This window comes from Tepidimonas fonticaldi (assembly GCF_007556755.1).
Taxonomy (GTDB): Bacteria; Pseudomonadota; Gammaproteobacteria; order Burkholderiales; family Burkholderiaceae_C; genus Tepidimonas; species Tepidimonas fonticaldi.
Genome location: NZ_VJOO01000029.1, coordinates 1 through 15,908, shown reverse-complemented (window position 1 = coordinate 15,908; position 15,908 = coordinate 1). Strand labels below are relative to the sequence as shown.

General features: G+C 65.4%; 11 protein-coding genes. 6 read left to right on the top strand and 5 right to left on the bottom strand.

The genetic code is table 11. From position 1 onward, the window contains the following. Positions 1-43: 43 nt before the first annotated feature. From acnA to Tfont_RS11930, 5 genes are all read right to left on the bottom strand, one after another. Positions 44-2,776 (bottom strand): aconitate hydratase AcnA, encoded by a 2,733-nt coding sequence (acnA, locus tag Tfont_RS11950; RefSeq protein WP_143969612.1) that lies wholly within the window; start codon positions 2,774-2,776, stop codon positions 44-46. A 182-nt stretch (positions 2,777-2,958) separates the two neighbouring features. After that, positions 2,959-5,562 (bottom strand): bifunctional aconitate hydratase 2/2-methylisocitrate dehydratase, encoded by a 2,604-nt coding sequence (gene acnB, locus Tfont_RS11945; RefSeq protein WP_143969611.1) that lies wholly within the window; start codon positions 5,560-5,562, stop codon positions 2,959-2,961. A gap of 292 nt (positions 5,563-5,854) precedes the next feature. Then, complete coding sequence (locus Tfont_RS11940; protein ID WP_143969610.1) at positions 5,855-6,340, bottom strand: hypothetical protein; 486 nt, start codon at positions 6,338-6,340, stop codon at positions 5,855-5,857. Between the two features lie 372 nt (positions 6,341-6,712). Further along, a complete protein-coding gene (locus Tfont_RS11935; protein ID WP_143969609.1) occupies positions 6,713-8,095 on the bottom strand; it encodes a heavy metal sensor histidine kinase in 1,383 nt (460 codons plus the stop codon). Continuing rightward, a complete protein-coding gene (locus Tfont_RS11930) occupies positions 8,096-8,779 on the bottom strand; it encodes a heavy metal response regulator transcription factor (RefSeq protein ID WP_143969608.1) in 684 nt (227 codons plus the stop codon). A gap of 154 nt (positions 8,780-8,933) precedes the next feature. Between Tfont_RS11930 and Tfont_RS11925 the strand changes: the two genes are divergently transcribed. From Tfont_RS11925 to Tfont_RS11900, 6 genes are read left to right on the top strand one after another with little or no spacing between them, the layout of a single operon-like run. Then, positions 8,934-10,793: a copper resistance system multicopper oxidase gene (locus tag Tfont_RS11925; RefSeq protein WP_143969607.1), complete on the top strand. Its 1,860-nt coding sequence runs from the start codon at positions 8,934-8,936 to the stop codon at positions 10,791-10,793. 23 nt (positions 10,794-10,816) lie between these two features. Beyond that, positions 10,817-11,734, top strand: a complete 918-nt coding sequence (locus tag Tfont_RS11920; RefSeq protein ID WP_390612454.1) for a copper resistance protein B — start codon at positions 10,817-10,819, stop codon at positions 11,732-11,734. 51 nt (positions 11,735-11,785) lie between these two features. Beyond that, positions 11,786-12,301: a cupredoxin domain-containing protein gene (locus tag Tfont_RS11915; RefSeq protein WP_143969605.1), complete on the top strand. Its 516-nt coding sequence runs from the start codon at positions 11,786-11,788 to the stop codon at positions 12,299-12,301. 24 nt (positions 12,302-12,325) lie between these two features. Next, complete coding sequence (locus Tfont_RS11910; RefSeq protein WP_043702089.1) at positions 12,326-12,808, top strand: DUF411 domain-containing protein; 483 nt, start codon at positions 12,326-12,328, stop codon at positions 12,806-12,808. Between the two features lie 19 nt (positions 12,809-12,827). Further along, entirely contained in the window at positions 12,828-13,073 is a 246-nt protein-coding gene (locus Tfont_RS11905) for a DUF2933 domain-containing protein (protein ID WP_062196592.1), read from the top strand. A gap of 4 nt (positions 13,074-13,077) precedes the next feature. Further along, positions 13,078-15,435, top strand: a complete 2,358-nt coding sequence (locus Tfont_RS11900) for a heavy metal translocating P-type ATPase (protein ID WP_143969625.1) — start codon at positions 13,078-13,080, stop codon at positions 15,433-15,435. Positions 15,436-15,908 lie beyond the last annotated feature (473 nt).

Here is a 15,908-nt window from a genome sequence, read left to right as displayed (position 1 = left end):
CGTCCGGGGCGGGCCCGCCTTCCTTGTGGCTTGGCCCCCGGGCTCAGGCCGCCAGCAACTGCCGCAGCACGTAAGGCAGGATGCCACCGTGCTGGTAGTACTCCACCTCGATCGGGGTGTCGATGCGAAGCAGCACCGTCACCTCCTGGCGGCTGCCGTCGGCGCGCTGGATCACCAGGGTCACATCGGCCTGGGGCCTGAGCTCGCCACCGATGACGATGTCGATGAGCTCGTCGCCCTTGAGGCCCAGGCTCTCCCACGAATCGCCGCCCTTGAACTGCAGCGGCAGCACGCCCATGCCCACCAGGTTGGAGCGGTGGATGCGCTCGAAGCTGCGTGCCACCACGGCCCGGATGCCCAGCAACTGCGTGCCCTTGGCGGCCCAGTCCCGGCTCGAGCCGGTGCCGTATTCCTCGCCGGCGAAGATCACCGTGGGCGTGCCCTGGGCGAGGTACTTCATCGCGGCGTCATAGATGAACATCTTCTCCCCGCCGGGCTGGAAGAGAGTGAGGCCGCCTTCCTCGCGTGAGCCGTCGGGCAACGGCGGGATCATGAGGTTCTTGATGCGCACGTTGGCGAAGGTGCCACGCATCATCACCTCGTGATGACCCCGGCGCGAGCCGTAGCTGTTGAAGTCGGCCTTGAGCACGCCGTGTTCCTTGAGCCACTGCCCGGCGGGCGAGCTTTCCTTGATCGAGCCGGCCGGCGAGATGTGATCGGTGGTGATCGAGTCGCCGAACAGGGCCATGATGCGTGCGCCCTTCACCCCGGCATCGCTGGCCCGGGGCGCCAGCGTGAAGTCTCGGAAGAAGGGAGGTTCGGCGATGTAGGTGGACTTCGGCCAGTTGTACACCTGGCCCTTCACGCCCTTGATCTCCTCCCACAGCTTGCCCGGCTTCTTCGTGACCTTCTCGTAGTTCTCCTTGAAGGCCTTCGGGTCCATCGCGTACTTCATCAGCGCGTAGATCTCGTCGCTGCTGGGCCAGATGTCGCCCAGGTAGACATCGCGCCCACCCTTGCCCCGGCCCACCGGCTGGGTCATCAGGTCGCGTGTGACGTTGCCGGCGATGGCATAGGCCACCACCAACGGGGGCGAGGCCAGGAAGTTGGCCTTGAGGTTGGGGTGGATGCGGGCCTCGAAGTTGCGGTTGCCCGACAGCACGGCCGCGCACACCAGGTCGTTGCGGGTGATGACTTCGTTGATCTCGGGGGCCAGGTCGCCAGCATTGCCGATGCAGGTGGTGCAGCCGTAGGCGGCCACGTGGAAGCCCAGCTTTTCCAGGTAGGGCAGCAGACCGGCCTTCTCGAGGTACTCGGTGACGATGCGCGACCCGGGGGCCAGCGAGGTCTTGATGTGCGGCGCCACCTTCAGACCGGCTTCCACCGCCTTCTTGGCCAGCAGGCCGGCGGCCAGCAGCACACCCGGGTTGGAGGTGTTGGTACACGACGTGATCGCGGCGATCAGCACGTCGCCGTTACGGATCTGCAGTCCGTTGGACGTGGTGTAGACCTGGCCGAGCTTGTCGGCCGGCTGGTTGAAGCCATTGGCCTCGACCGGCTTGCTGAAGAGTTCGGTGAACTTGGCCGACAACTGGCCGATCTCGATGCGGTCCTGGGGGCGCTTGGGGCCGGCCAGGCTGGGGGCGACCGTGCCCAGGTCGAGCCGGACGACCTTGGAGTACGCGATGTCGCCACCGGCGAAGTCCTGCGTGCCCGGGATGCCGAAGAGCTTCTGGGCCCGGAAGTAGGCCTCGAAGGCTTCGATCTCGGACTTGGTGCGGCCGGTGCCGCGGAAGTACTCGATGGTCTTGTCGTCGACGGGGAAGAAGCCCATCGTGGCACCGTACTCCGGAGCCATGTTCGCGATGGTGGCGCGGTCGGGCACCGACAGGCTGCGCGTGCCCTCGCCGAAGAACTCGACGAACTTGCCCACCACCTTCTCGCGACGCAGGATCTCGGTGACCGTGAGCACCAGGTCGGTGGCCGTGACGCCCTCGCGCAACCGGCCGGTCAGCTCGAAGCCCACCACGTCGGGCGTGAGGAAATAGACCGGCTGGCCGAGCATGCCGGCCTCGGCCTCGATGCCGCCCACGCCCCAGCCCACCACGCCGATGCCATTGATCATCGTCGTGTGGCTGTCGGTGCCCACCAGGGTGTCGGGGTAGTACACCCCCTGGGCCGTCCTGTGCACGCCTCGCGCCAGGTACTCCAGGTTGACCTGGTGCACGATGCCGAAGCCCGGAGGCACGACGCCGAAGGTCTCGAACGCCTGCATGCCCCACTTCAGGAACTCGTAGCGCTCGCGGTTGCGCTGGAACTCCAGCTTCATGTTCAGGTCCAGGGCCTGCCTGTTGCCATAGTGGTCGATCATCACCGAGTGGTCGACCACCAGATCCACCGGCACCAGCGGTTCGATGGTCTTGGGGTTTCGGCCCATCTTGGCGGCCACCGAACGCATCGCGGCCAGGTCGGCCAGCAGGGGCACGCCGGTGAAATCCTGCAACACCACACGGGCCACGACGAAGGGGATCTCGTCGACCCGCTCGCCGTTGGGCGCCCACTGAGCCAGTTGCTCCACGTGCTCGGGCGTGACCTTGCGGCCGTCGCAGTTGCGTAGCACCGACTCCAGCACGAGGCGCAGCGACACCGGCAGCCGGCTGACGTTCGGGAACTGCCGGGCCAGCTCGGGCAGCGAGAAGTACTGACCGGACTTGCCGGAAGCCGTCTTGAAGGACTTCAGGGTCTTGGCAAAGGCATGGGCGGGGGCTTGGGCCATGAAAGACTCCGTGAGGCGTGAGGTTGGTCGTTGTGGAAGGGAGGCGACAACACCATTGTGGCCGCACGGCATGACGTTAGGGCGCGCGGGGGCTTGCGGTCAAGCTCCGTCGCGCAAGGCCGCCCGTCGACAGCAAGAAAAACGGCCCCGCAGGGCCGTTCAGGAAGGGGCTCGTCGGCCGGTCAGACCGCCACCGCCTTGGCCGTGTCCGCATACTCCTCGATCTGGTCGAAGTTCATGTAGCGGTACACGCTTGCAGCGTCCTTGTTGATGATGCCCATCTCGGCGTGGTATTCGGCCACCGTCGGGATGCGCCCCAGCTTGGAGCAGATCGCGGCGAGCTCGGCCGAGCCCAGGAAGACGTTGGTGTTCTTGCCCAGGCGGTTGGGGAAGTTGCGGGTCGAGGTGGACATCACCGTGGCGCCCTCGCGCACCTGGGCCTGGTTGCCCATGCACAGCGAGCAGCCGGGCATCTCGGTGCGCGCACCGGCGGTGCCGAAGGCGGCGTAGTGACCCTCCTTGATCAGCTCGTTTTGATCCATCTTGGTGGGCGGGGCCACCCACAGCTTCACCGGGATGTCACGCTGGCCGCCCAGCAGCTTGGCCGCGGCCCGGAAGTGGCCGATGTTGGTCATGCACGAGCCGATGAAGGCCTCGTCGATCTTGGTGCCGGCCACTTCGGACAGGAACTTGGCATCGTCCGGGTCGTTGGGGCAGCAGACGATGGGTTCGCGGATCTCGTTCAGGTCGATCTCGATCACGGCCGCGTACTCGGCGTCGGCGTCGGCCTCCAGCAGTTCGGGCTTGGCCAGCCAGGCCTCGACGGCCTTGATGCGGCGCTCCAGCGTGCGGCGATCCTGGTAGCCGTCGGCGATCATGTTCTTCATCAGCACGATGTTCGACTGCAGGTACTCGATGATCGGCTCTTTGTTGAGCTTGATCGTGCAGCCGGCCGCCGAACGCTCGGCCGAGGCGTCCGACAGTTCGAAGGCCTGCTCCACCTTGAGGTCGGGCAGCCCTTCGATCTCCAGGATGCGGCCGGAGAAGATGTTCTTCTTGCCCTTCTTCTCCACCGTCAGCAGGCCCTGCTTGATGGCGTACAGCGGGATCGCATGCACCAGGTCGCGCAAGGTGACGCCGGGCTGCATCTGGCCCTTGAAACGCACCAGCACTGATTCGGGCATGTCCAGTGGCATCACGCCGGTGGCCGCGGCGAAGGCCACCAGGCCGGAGCCGGCCGGGAAGGAGATGCCGATGGGAAAGCGCGTGTGCGAATCGCCCCCCGTGCCCACGGTGTCGGGCAGCAGCAGGCGGTTGAGCCAGGAGTGAATCACGCCATCACCCGGGCGCAGCGAGACGCCGCCGCGGTTGCTGATGAAGGCGGGCAGCTCGCGGTGCATCTTCACGTCCACCGCCTTGGGGTAGGCGGCGGTGTGACAGAACGACTGCATCACCAGGTCGGCCGAGAAACCCAGGCAGGCCAGGTCCTTCAGCTCGTCGCGCGTCATGGGGCCGGTGGTGTCCTGGCTGCCGACGGTGGTCATCTTGGGCTCGCAGTAGGTGCCCGGGCGGATGCCCTGTTGCTTGCCGTCGACGGCAGGCAGGCCGCAGGCGCGGCCGACCATCTTCTGCGCCAGCGTGTAGCCGCGGCCGGTGTCCACCGGCGCCTTGGGCAGGCGGAACAGCGTGGAGGCCGGCAGCCCCAGGAACTCACGTGCCTTGCCGGTCAGCGAGCGGCCGATGATCAGGTTGATGCGGCCGCCGGCACGCACCTCGTCGAGCAGCACCTCGTTCTTGAGCTGGAAGGTGGCGACGACCTTGCCGTCCTTCTCGATCTTGCCTTCATAGGGGAAGATGTCGATCACGTCCCCCATCTCGAGGCCGGACACATCGACCTCGATGGGCAGCGAGCCGGAGTCTTCCTGCGTGTTGAAGAAGATCGGGGCGATCTTGCCGCCCAGGGTCACGCCGCCGAAGCGCTTGTTGGGCACATAGGGGATGTCCTCGCCGGTATGCCAGATCACGCTGTTGGTGGCCGACTTGCGGCTCGAACCCGTGCCCACGACGTCGCCCACGTAGGCCACCAGATGGCCCTTTTTCTTCAGGTCCTCGATGAACCGGATCGGGCCGCGCTTGCCGTCCTCCTCGGGCCTGAAGGCCGCGTCGGGGCGGGTGTTCTTGAGCATCGCCAGGGCGTGCAGCGGGATGTCCGGACGGCTCCAGGCGTCGGGGGCGGGGGAGAGGTCGTCGGTGTTGGTCTCGCCAGGCACCTTGAAGACGGTGACGGTGATTTTCCGGGCCACCTCGGGGCGGCTGGTAAACCATTGCGCATCGGCCCAAGACTGGATGACCTCGCGGGCCTTGGCATTGCCGGAGCGCGCCTTCTCGGCCACATCGTGGAAGGCGTCGAACATGAGCAGCGTCTTTTTCAGGCCGTCGGCGGCCACCCCGGCGACTTCGGGGTCGTCGAGCAGGTCGATCAACGGCTTGACGTTGTAGCCGCCGACCATGGTGCCCAGCAGTTCGGTGGCCTTGGCCCGGCTGATCAGGCCCACCGAGACATCGCCGTGGGCGACGGCGGCCAGGAAGCTGGCTTTGACCTTGGCCGCATCGTCCACGCCGGGCGGCACGCGGTGCGTGAGCAGCTCCAGCAGGAAGGCCTCCTCGCCGGCCGGCGGCGCCTTGATCAGCTCGATCAGCTCGGCGGTTTGCTGGGCCGACAAGGGCAGGGGCGGGATGCCGAGCGCAGCGCGCTCGGCGACGTGGTCGCGGTAGGTTTTCAGCATGGGCACTCCGGAGGGATCGGCCGGCCCGACGGGACCGGACGGCTCTCCTATTTTTTATGTCTTATATAAGACTTGTGCCAGTCTTGGCCGGCAAAGAGAAAGCCGCCCCACGGGCGGCTGTTATCGGGTGGCCGCTGCGGATCCGGCTTTGCCGGTCCGCCAGCGGCGCCCCCTTGAGGGGGCTGAGCCCGGACACGGACAGTCCCTGCGGACTGTTCGTGCCTGGTGAAGGGCCAGGCCGTCCTCGGTCGGGTGCGGGCTGCAAGCCGCCGAAGGCCGTAGGGAGCGGGCCTCAGTTCGCGGCGATGCCAATGCTCTCGCGCTTGTGGGTGGCCATCGCCTCGCGGTGCCTGGGGTGCACGCAGTTGTCCGCCACGCGGTAGCCCAGCGCGGTGTTCATCAGCATGGACTTGTCGGCGATCTGCAGGTACAGCGCTTGGCCGCGCACGTCTTCCATGCGCAGCGCGCCCGTGGAGGAGACGAGGGGCCTGACGACCCAGGTCTTGCCGGCCAGGGTGACGTTGAAATAACCCGGGTGGTCCGGGTGCGGCGTCACGGTGACGTGCTGGCCGAATTCGCAGTCGCTTCGGCCCACGTAGACCCGCGTGGCGGCCTCGAGCTGCTCGGGCGTGGCGGCGGCCAGTTGCATGGGGGCGGCCGCTGCTGGGCCGGCCTTGGCGTTCTTCTTGGCCGAAGGCGACGACTGGGCCATCACGGCCCCGGAGACGGCCAAGGCCAGCGCCCCCACGAGGCCGATCGCGATGCGTTGGAAGCTCATGAAACTCCACCACCACTTTTCAACGCCCAACCTCTATCGGTTGGGCGTTTTCGTTTCCGGGTTCCCCGACACCGCGCGGGGTTCCGGGCCATTCTGCCTGCGCCGCGCCCCACTGCCGGGGGCGCCTGAATGGGGCAGGTTCGACTCCGATCCGCCCTCTCTTCTCTCGAAACCTGCGCCAACTTCTTGGCGCAAGCGCACGCAAGCGGCCTTGCGCCACCGTGACTTACACCTGCGTCACGCAGAGCAGTTGCCCATGGCGCTTGCTCGGGTGTCAGCCCGGTCGGTTCAACAGCGATCGGGGCCATTGCCTCTGCGAAAGCGCACAGACCAAAGGCACTTGGGCTGGCTCGCCCCAACTGCTTCACCTCATCAGGTTCCGCCTGGGAACTCCAGGCAGAACCGGGTCCTGCCCTGCGCGGACGTCACGCTGATCGATCCTCCATGGGTTTGCATAATGGCGCGGGTAATCGCCAATCCCAGCCCTGCGCCGTCGGTTTCCGGATGTGACCGCGATGGGTCAGCACGGTAAAACCGATCGAACAGGCGCGGCAGTACCCTCGGGTCGATGTCCTCGCCGGTGTTCTCGACGCTCACCCGGGTGGCTTGGGAAGACTGGCTGATCTCGATCGTGACCTCGCCATGTGGCGGGGTGTGGCGCAGCGCGTTCGAAAGCAGATTGCTCAGGGCACGGCGGAACATCAAGCGATCACCGACGATCTCGCCCTCACCACGCTGAGCCAGTCTGACGCCCTTCTCCTCGGCGACCGCCTCATAGAACTCGATCAGGGCGTGCGTTTCCTCGGCTGCCGAGAAACGTTCCCGGTTCGGCAGCATCATCCCGCGTTCGGCCTTGGCCAGGAACAGCATATCGGACACCATGCGGCCCAGACGCTGCAGTTCCTCGGCATTGGAAGCCAGAATCTCCCGGTAGGTATCGGCATCCCGCCGGGTAGCCAACGCGACCTGGGTCTGGGTCAGCAGGTTGCTCAGGGGGGTGCGCAGCTCATGCGCCAGATTCGACGAGAACTCCGACAGTCGCGTGAACGCGTCTTCCAGCCGGTCCAGCATCTTGTTGAGTTCGTGAGCCAGATCGGCCATTTCGATGGGTACCGCCTCGACGGGCATGCGCTGGTGCAGCCGCTGGCTCGTGAGCGTGGTGGCTCTGGATTTCATGGCACGCAATGGCGCCAGCCCCTTGTACGCGGCAAACCAGCTCAGCAAGCCACAGATGACGATCGTCACGACGGCATAGGTCATCAGGGTGCGCCGCAACTCCAGCATGAACCGTGTGTGATGCGCCGTGTCCATGGCAACGAGGATGTCCAGCCGCGTCGTTGCGTCATAGGCTGGAATAACCCGGACACGCATCCCGCGAAACGCCTGCCCTGCGTCGGCCCAATGGATCAGCGCGTCGTTGCCGTTGCCTTCATCCGCCGGTGACAGTTCGCGCGGGAGGCGAAATCCTTCGGACTGGAAGAGCGTTTCACCTTTCGAATCGTGGACGCTGACGTACAGCCCGTGATGGTGGCTCAATGCCTCACGCAGCAGCCACTTGGCGTCCTCGGCCGAATTGGATCGCGCCAAAATATCCTCGATCAGGTGCTGCTTGTCCTGCAGCGCCATGTGATCCAGCTCGATGAAATGCCGCTCGGATGCAGCGATGACCAACAAGGCCAATCCAAACACCACAGCCGCAGCCGCCAACGTAAAGAAGAGGGTGAGCCGGGTCGTCAGTGACAGGGAGCGAAACATTCAGCGCTCCTCCGGTGCTTCCAATACGTAACCCATGCCACGTACGGTGTGGATCAGCTTGACCTCATGACCCTCATCAATCTTCGCGCGCAAGCGCCGGATGGCCACCTCGATCACATTGGTATCGCTGTCGAAATTCATGTCCCAGACCTGCGAGGCGATCAGCGAGCGGGGCAGAACCTCGCCATGACGGCGCATCAGCAGTTCCAGCAAGCCGAACTCTTTGGCCGTCAGGCTGATTCGTCGCCCGCCGCGTGAAACGCGTCGGCGCAGCAGGTCCAGTTCGAGATCGGCCACGCGCAGCACGGTGCTCTCGTTGCCACTGCGCCCCCGGCGCAGGATCGTGCGCACGCGGGCCAGCAATTCGGCAAAGGAGAAAGGCTTGACCAGATAGTCGTCCGCACCGAGTTCAAGGCCTTTGATCCGGTCTTCCACCTGATCGCGTGCGGTCAGGAACAGCACCGGCATCTGCAGGCCGCGATGGCGCAAGGACTGCAGTACCTGCCAGCCGTCGAGGCCGGGCAGCATCACATCCAGGATGACCAGGTCGTACTCGCCCTGCAAGGCCAGGTGCAGACCATCGGCGCCGTCTTGCGCCAGATCGACCACGAAACCCGCTTCGCTCAAGCCTTGACGCAGGTAGTCGCCCGTTTTGGGCTCATCTTCAACGATCAGTATCTTCATGAGGGTGCTCGGCCATATCGAATAGCCGCTAGTGTGACGATTTTGGGTGCACCTGACATGAAGATAACAAACATGTAATCTAACGAACAGCATCCTGACAGGGTGGCTCCATAGCATCTCACCCACGACTTCAGTAACTCATCGCGAGGAGCCCATGTCATCTTTGAGTCCGTTTCATTTGCCATTGCCGTTGATGCCCTCGCGGCGGCGTTTCGTGCGCGGCTTGGTCGCCGGCGGCGTGATGGTCGGCCTGTCACCCTGGGTGCGTGCTGCGGCGCAGGGGCTGGCCGACACGCGCACGGGTGCGGCGCCCGTGCTCAGCGGCACGAACATCGACCTGGTGGTTGCCGAGTCGCCGGTCAACTTCACCGGCAGGCCAAGGATGGCGACCACCATCAACGGCTCCATCCCGGCGCCGACGCTCAAACTTCGGGAAGGCGACACGGTCACCATCCGCGTCACCAACCGCCTGCGCGAGGCCACCTCGATCCACTGGCACGGGATCATCCTGCCCTACCAGATGGACGGGGTGCCTGGGGTCAGTTTCCCGGGCATCGCCCCTGGCGAAACCTTCACCTACCAGTTTCGCCTCGAACAAACCGGCACCTACTGGTATCACTCGCACTCCGGCATGCAGGAGCAGACCGGCATGTACGGGGCCTTGATCGTCGAGCCGCGTGAGGCAGACCCCATCCGCGCCGACCGCGACCATGTCGTGCTGCTGTCCGACTGGACCGACGAAGACCCCATGCGGGTGCTCGCCAAGCTCAAGGCGCAAAGCGACTACTACAACTTCAATCAGCCGACGGCGATCGATTTTTTCCGTGACGTGGCCGACATGGGGCTCTCCCGCGCACTGGACAAACGTGCGATGTGGAACCAGATGCGGATGAACCCGACCGATCTGGCCGATCTCTCGGGGGCGACATTGACCTACCTGATGAACGGCGTCACCCCTGCCGGCAATTGGACTGGCCTGTTCCGGCCGGGCGAGCGCGTGCGTCTGCGGTTCATCAACGGCGCGGCCAACACCTTCTACGACGTGCGCATCCCGGGGCTCAAGATGACGGTGGTGCAAAGCGACGGGCAGAACGTCGAGCCCGTGACCGTCGATGAGTTCCGCTTCGGGCCGGGCGAGACCTACGACGTGATCGTCACGCCCCGAGAGGACGCCTACACGATCTTCGCGCAATCGATGGATCGAACCGGCTTCGCCCGCGGCACGCTCGCGGTGCGCGAGGGCTTGAGCGCCGCCGTGCCTGCGCTCGATCCCGTCGAATGGCTCACCATGGCCGACATGATGGGCGCGATGGACCACGGCGCGATGGGGCATGGCGGCTCGGCCATGGGCGCGATGGACCACGGCGCGATGGGCCACGACATGCCGGGCATGAAGCACGACATGTCCGGCATGAACCATGGCGCGATGGCCATGGATCACGGCCAGCACGCGATGCATGGCATGACAGGCGGCGCGATGGCCAAGCCCAGCGCCACGGTCCGTCACGCACGCACGGAATACGGCCCAAGCACGGATATGCGGGTGGACATGCCGCGCACCAATCTTGACGATCCGGGCATTGGCCTGCGCAACAACGGCCGGCGCGTGCTGACGCTGGCCGACCTCAAAACGATCGGCGGCCCTCTCGATCCTCGCGGGGCCGAGCGCGAGATCGAGCTGCACCTCACCGGCAACATGGAGCGCTATACCTGGTCGCTCGACGGCCTCGAGTTCGGCAAGAGCACGCCGGTGCATCTGAAGTATGGCGAGCGGGTGCGCATCATCCTGCACAACGACACGATGATGACCCACCCGATGCATTTGCATGGGCTGTGGAGCGAGGTGGAAACACCCGACGGGCAGTTCCTGGTGCGTCGCCACACCATCCCGGTCCAACCCGCGCAGCGCGTCAGCTTCCTCGTGACCGCCGACGCCCTGGGTCGCTGGGCCTGGCACTGCCACCTGATGTTGCACATGGACATGGGCATGTTCCGCGTGGTGGTCGTGTCATGAAACTCATCCCAAGTAGATTCGCCATGAAACCCTGCTCTCTCTTCACTGCGGCGCTGGTGTTGCTCGGTGCGGCACCCGTCTGGGCGCAAACAACGATGGAAGGCGGCGGCCATGCCGGGCACCCGGGCACGGCTCCAGCCCCAACGCGAGCCGAATCGCCCGCGAGCGCCACCATGGACCACGGCAGCATGCGCATGCAAGGCGGAGCCGCCCCCGCCGATGCCCGTGATCCGCACGCGTATGCCAATGGCTTGACTTTGGAGTCGGGCCCGTACGCATTTCCTGGGCCACGGCAACTGCGGCTGTCCGATGAACATGCGTTTGGCAGCGTGCTCCTCGATCGCCTGGAGCGCGTCGACACGAAGGACGGCAACGCCACCGCCTATGAGGCGCAAGCCTGGTTCGGCGGCACCTACGACCGCCTGGTCCTCAAGGCCGAGGGTGACGTCGCCAAAGGCAAACTGGAGGAGGCACGCACGGAGGTCCTGTGGGGCCACGCGGTGGCTCCGTTCTGGGACACCCAACTCGGGGTGCGGCTGGACAGCGGCACGGGGCCTGACCGGACTTGGCTCGCTGTGGGCATCCAAGGGCTCGCCCCGTACTGGTTCGACGTCGATGCCACCGCCTACGTCGGCAGCTCGGGACGCACGGCACTGCGCCTGTCGGGCGAGTACGAACTCCTGCTCACCCAGCGCCTGATTCTGCAGCCCCGCATGGAAGTCAATCTGTATGGCCGGCGCGATGAAGCGCGTGGCCTGGGCAGCGGGCTGGCCGATGCCACCATAGGGCTGCGCCTGCGTTACGAATTCTCGCGCCAGTTCGCGCCCTATGTCGGCGTCGAATGGGCGGGCAAGTTTGGACAGACCGCGGATTTTGCGCGCGCCGAAGGACAGCGTACCCGGGAAACGCGTTATGTGGCGGGTGTGCGGCTGTGGTTCTAGAAGCCGCCACGCGCAACTCCGATCTTATTCACCAACCCTAAGGAGAAACCGATGATGAAGAAAACCCTGAGCGTTTTGATGCTGACCGCCTTGCCTGTGTTGGCGCTGGCCGGTGGCGGCCATCAGGGCGGCCATGGCATGGCCGGGCACGACATGCAAGGCATGCACGGTTCGATGCACGGTGGCGCATCACACTCCAACGTCGGCAAGCCAGGCGATCCCGCCAAGGTCGACCGCACCATCGAGGTGGTCATGGACGACACGATGCGGTTCACGCCCGCCACCATCACGCTCAAAAAGGGCGAGACGATCCGCTTCTTTGTCAAAAACGCGGGCAAGGTGCCGCATGAAATGGTGGTCGGCTCCTTGCAGGAGCTCAAAGAACACGCTGAGATGATGCGCAAGATGCCCCAGATGCAGCATGCCGAGCCGAACATGGTGACGCTGCAGCCCGGCCAGCGCGGCGGGCTGGTTTGGCAGTTCGATCAGCCCGGTACGGTGGACTTCGCCTGCCTCATCCCCGGCCATATGGAAGCGGGCATGGCGGGCAAGATCGTCGTCGAATAAGCAGCGTCACCGGGAGTCCTTGTCATGCACCAAACCGTTGATCAACCGTTCCCCCGGCGGCGCAGGCTGCTGCTGGCGGTGCTTGCGCTGAGTCTTCCCTCCCTGGCACCAGCCGCCGCACCGCAGACGCTTGCCGTGCAGGTGTGGAAGGACCCGAACTGTGGGTGTTGCAAGGACTGGATTGCCCACCTGGAGAAAAGCGGATTCCGCGTGAATGCCGTCGACCAGGGCAACGGCGCGGCCCGCGCTCGCCTCGGGATGCCGCAGAAATTCGGTTCCTGCCATACGGCCCTGATCCAGGGCTATGTGATCGAAGGCCACGTACCCGCCACGGACATCCAGCGGCTGCTCAAGGAAAAGCCCCAAGCCCTGGGCTTGGCGGTGCCGGGCATGCCCATTGGTTCACCCGGCATGGACGGGCCGGTGTATGGCGGCCGACGTGATGCCTACCAGGTCTTGCTGGTTGGGAAAGACGGGTCGGCACAAGTGTTCAGTTCCCATCCATGAAGAAACCCCTCACCCGGCGATGAGCGCGACGCATCATGATCACCACCCCGACACGCGTGGCTCGTCCGGCCTGAGCCGGCGTGTCAGGATCGCGTTGCTGATGGTGGCCCTCATCGGCGGCTTCTACCTGCTGCGCGAGCACTGGAGCCATGTCGCAGGCAATTGGGTGTACCTGTTGCTGCTAGCGTGCCCGCTGATGCACCTGCTGCATGGCCACGGCAGGCATGGCGCACTGCCCGACAACCGCCCCGACAAAGAGGCCTGAAGCCATGGACCTGCGATCTGCGCACGACCACCGCCGACACACCCACGACCACCCGAGCGCACAGCAGCGGGCCGAAGGTCTGAAGGACCCTGTCTGCGGCATGGACGTGACCGCGCAGTCCGAGCACCACGTCGAACACGCAGGCCGGCGCTTTTATTTCTGCAGCGCCCGGTGCCGGGCGAAGTTCGTCGCCGAACCGGCGCGCTATGCCCACAGCGGCCACGCGCCTTCGCCTGTCGAAGCGCCGGCGCTGGCCGCAGGAACCATCTACACCTGCCCCATGCACCCCGAGATCCGGCAGGATCACCCCGGCTATTGTCCGAAGTGCGGCATGGCGCTGGAGCCGGTGCTGCCGGATCTCGAAGGAGAAGAGAGTCCCGAGCTGCGCGATTTCCAGCGCCGCTTCTGGTACACCCTGCCGCTGACCGTCATGGTCACTGTGCTGGCCATGTTCGGCCACCAGTTGCATTGGTTCGAGGCGCGCACACAGACCTGGATCGAACTCGTTCTGTCCCTGCCCATCGTCCTGTGGGCGGGTCGGCCGTTCTTCGTGCGCGGCTGGCAGTCCGTGGTCCATCGCAGCCCGAACATGTGGACCCTGATCGCGCTGGGCACCGGGGCGGCGTTCGTCTACAGCGTGGCGGCGACCGTGGCCCCACAACTGTTCCCGGACTCGTTCGTGTCCATGGGACGGGTCGCGGTGTACTTCGAGGCGGCGGCGGTGATCATTTCCCTGACCCTGCTGGGGCAGGTACTGGAACTCAAGGCGCGTTCGCAGACCTCGGCCGCCATCAAGTCCTTGCTCGGACTGGCCCCCAAGACCGCCCGGCGCCTTCGCGACGATGGCACGGAAGAGGACGTGCCCCTGACGCACATCCATGTCGGCGATCGGCTGCGCATTCGACCCGGCGAAAAGGTTCCGGTAGATGGTACGGTAATCGAGGGCAGCAGCGCTGTGGACGAATCGATGCTGACGGGGGAGTCCCTGCCCGTGACCAAGCGGGTGGGCGACAAGGTCATCGGTGCGACGCTCAATACCAGTGGCGCGCTCGTCATGGTCGCCGAACGTGTCGGCTCGGCGACCATGCTGTCCCAGATTGTGCAGATGGTGGCGCAGGCGCAGCGGTCCAAGGCGCCGATGCAGCGCATGGCCGATGTCGTGGCGGGCTATTTCGTGGTCGCGACGGTGTCCATCGCCGTGCTGACCTTTTTTGCCTGGGGCCTGTTCGGGCCGGAACCGCGTTGGGTTTTTGGCCTCATCAACGCCGTGGCTGTGCTGATCATCGCCTGCCCCTGCGCGCTGGGCTTGGCCACGCCCATGTCGATCATGGTGGCGACCGGGCGAGGGGCTACGCAGGGGGTGCTGTTTCGCGATGCCGCCGCGATCGAGAAAATGCGCCAGGTCGATACCCTGATCGTCGACAAGACCGGCACATTGACCGAGGGCCGGCCGCGCTATCAGACGACGATCGCAGCCGAAGGCTTCACCGCCGGCGAAGCCTTGCGACTGGCTGCCAGCCTCGACCAGGGCAGCGAGCACCCGCTGGCGGAAGCCATCGTCACGGCCGCGCGCGAGCAGGGCCTGGTGCTCTCACGCGCCGAGGAGTTCGACTCGCACTCAGGCATCGGCGTGCGCGGGCGCGTCGATGGACATGCCGTGGCACTGGGCAACACCGCGCTGATGGAACAGCTCGGTGTGGACGTGCGGCCATTGGCCGAGCGGGCGGAGGCGCTGCGCACCGAGGGGGCCAGCGTCATGTATCTGGCCGTCGATGGCGTGCTCGCCGCAGTCCTGGCCGTCGCCGACCCGGTGAAGAAGACCACACCGCAAGCGCTGGCGTCGTTGCGCGCGGAGGGCTTGCGCGTCGTCATGGCCACGGGCGACGGTCTGACCACGGCCAAGGCCGTGGCGGCGCGCTTGGGCATCGATGAGGTGTATGGCGAGGTCAAGCCCGCCGACAAACTGCAACTGGTGGAGCGGCTGCAGCGCGAGGGGCGTATCGTTGCGATGGCTGGTGACGGCATCAATGATGCCCCGGCCTTGGCAAAGGCCGACGTCGGTATCGCCATGGGCACCGGCACCGACGTGGCGATGAACAGCGCACAGATCACGCTCGTCAAGGGTGACCTGCGCGGTATTGCGGTGGCGCGCGCCTTGTCAGTGGCCACGGTCCGCAACATGAAGCAGAACCTGATGTTCGCCTTTCTCTACAACGCACTGGGCATTCCCATTGCGGCCGGCGTGCTGTATCCGCTCACCGGTTGGCTGCTTTCACCGTTGATCGCCGCCCTGGCGATGAGTCTCAGCTCCGCATCGGTGATCGGCAATGCGCTGCGTTTGCGCGGCGTCCGTCTTGTCTGAACACGAGGATCGTCGCGCGTGCCGTGGTGGGTGCTGGTTGCACTCCCAGATCGCTGGGTCTGTCGTATCGGTTGCCACCCGACGTTGGACACCTGATCCCTATCGAGGCCTGGAATGCTCTCGACCACGGCACCTGAGCCGCCTCACACCGATACCGCACTTGGCGCCCAGTCGGCATCGCCATAAGCACTTGCACCGATGTGGCGATGAGTCCGCGCCCCGCCCCGGTGAGCAGGAATGCATTGAGATTGGCACACGATTAATCCCGATCCCATCCCGAATGGAATCTTACATATATGTAACGGCCGTCTCATCTTCCCGTCAGCGGTGGCTTCGCAGAATACATAGTCGTCCCTGAAAAATTCATTTTCACGCCGCCCTTAGCCGCAGCTGGGCAGGGTTGGCGCCACTGGACTCGGTTGGCCGCCGCTGGGCGAGCCACCGGCCGATGAGGCGCACGGCCGCAATGAGGC

Excerpts from the sequence above, each read along its gene's own strand:
- acnA (WP_143969612.1), bottom strand. The coding sequence starts at position 2,776 with ATGGCCCAAGCCCCCGCCCATGCCTTTGCCAAGACCCTGAAGTCCTTC.
- acnB (WP_143969611.1), bottom strand. The coding sequence starts at position 5,562 with ATGCTGAAAACCTACCGCGACCACGTCGCCGAGCGCGCTGCGCTCGGC.
- Tfont_RS11940 (WP_143969610.1), bottom strand. The coding sequence starts at position 6,340 with ATGAGCTTCCAACGCATCGCGATCGGCCTCGTGGGGGCGCTGGCCTTG.
- Tfont_RS11935 (WP_143969609.1), bottom strand. The coding sequence starts at position 8,095 with ATGTTTCGCTCCCTGTCACTGACGACCCGGCTCACCCTCTTCTTTACG.
- Tfont_RS11930 (WP_143969608.1), bottom strand. The coding sequence starts at position 8,779 with ATGAAGATACTGATCGTTGAAGATGAGCCCAAAACGGGCGACTACCTG.
- Tfont_RS11925 (WP_143969607.1), top strand. The coding sequence starts at position 8,934 with ATGTCATCTTTGAGTCCGTTTCATTTGCCATTGCCGTTGATGCCCTCG.
- Tfont_RS11920 (WP_390612454.1), top strand. The coding sequence starts at position 10,817 with ATGAAACCCTGCTCTCTCTTCACTGCGGCGCTGGTGTTGCTCGGTGCG.
- Tfont_RS11915 (WP_143969605.1), top strand. The coding sequence starts at position 11,786 with ATGATGAAGAAAACCCTGAGCGTTTTGATGCTGACCGCCTTGCCTGTG.
- Tfont_RS11910 (WP_043702089.1), top strand. The coding sequence starts at position 12,326 with ATGCACCAAACCGTTGATCAACCGTTCCCCCGGCGGCGCAGGCTGCTG.
- Tfont_RS11905 (WP_062196592.1), top strand. The coding sequence starts at position 12,828 with ATGAGCGCGACGCATCATGATCACCACCCCGACACGCGTGGCTCGTCC.
- Tfont_RS11900 (WP_143969625.1), top strand. The coding sequence starts at position 13,078 with ATGGACCTGCGATCTGCGCACGACCACCGCCGACACACCCACGACCAC.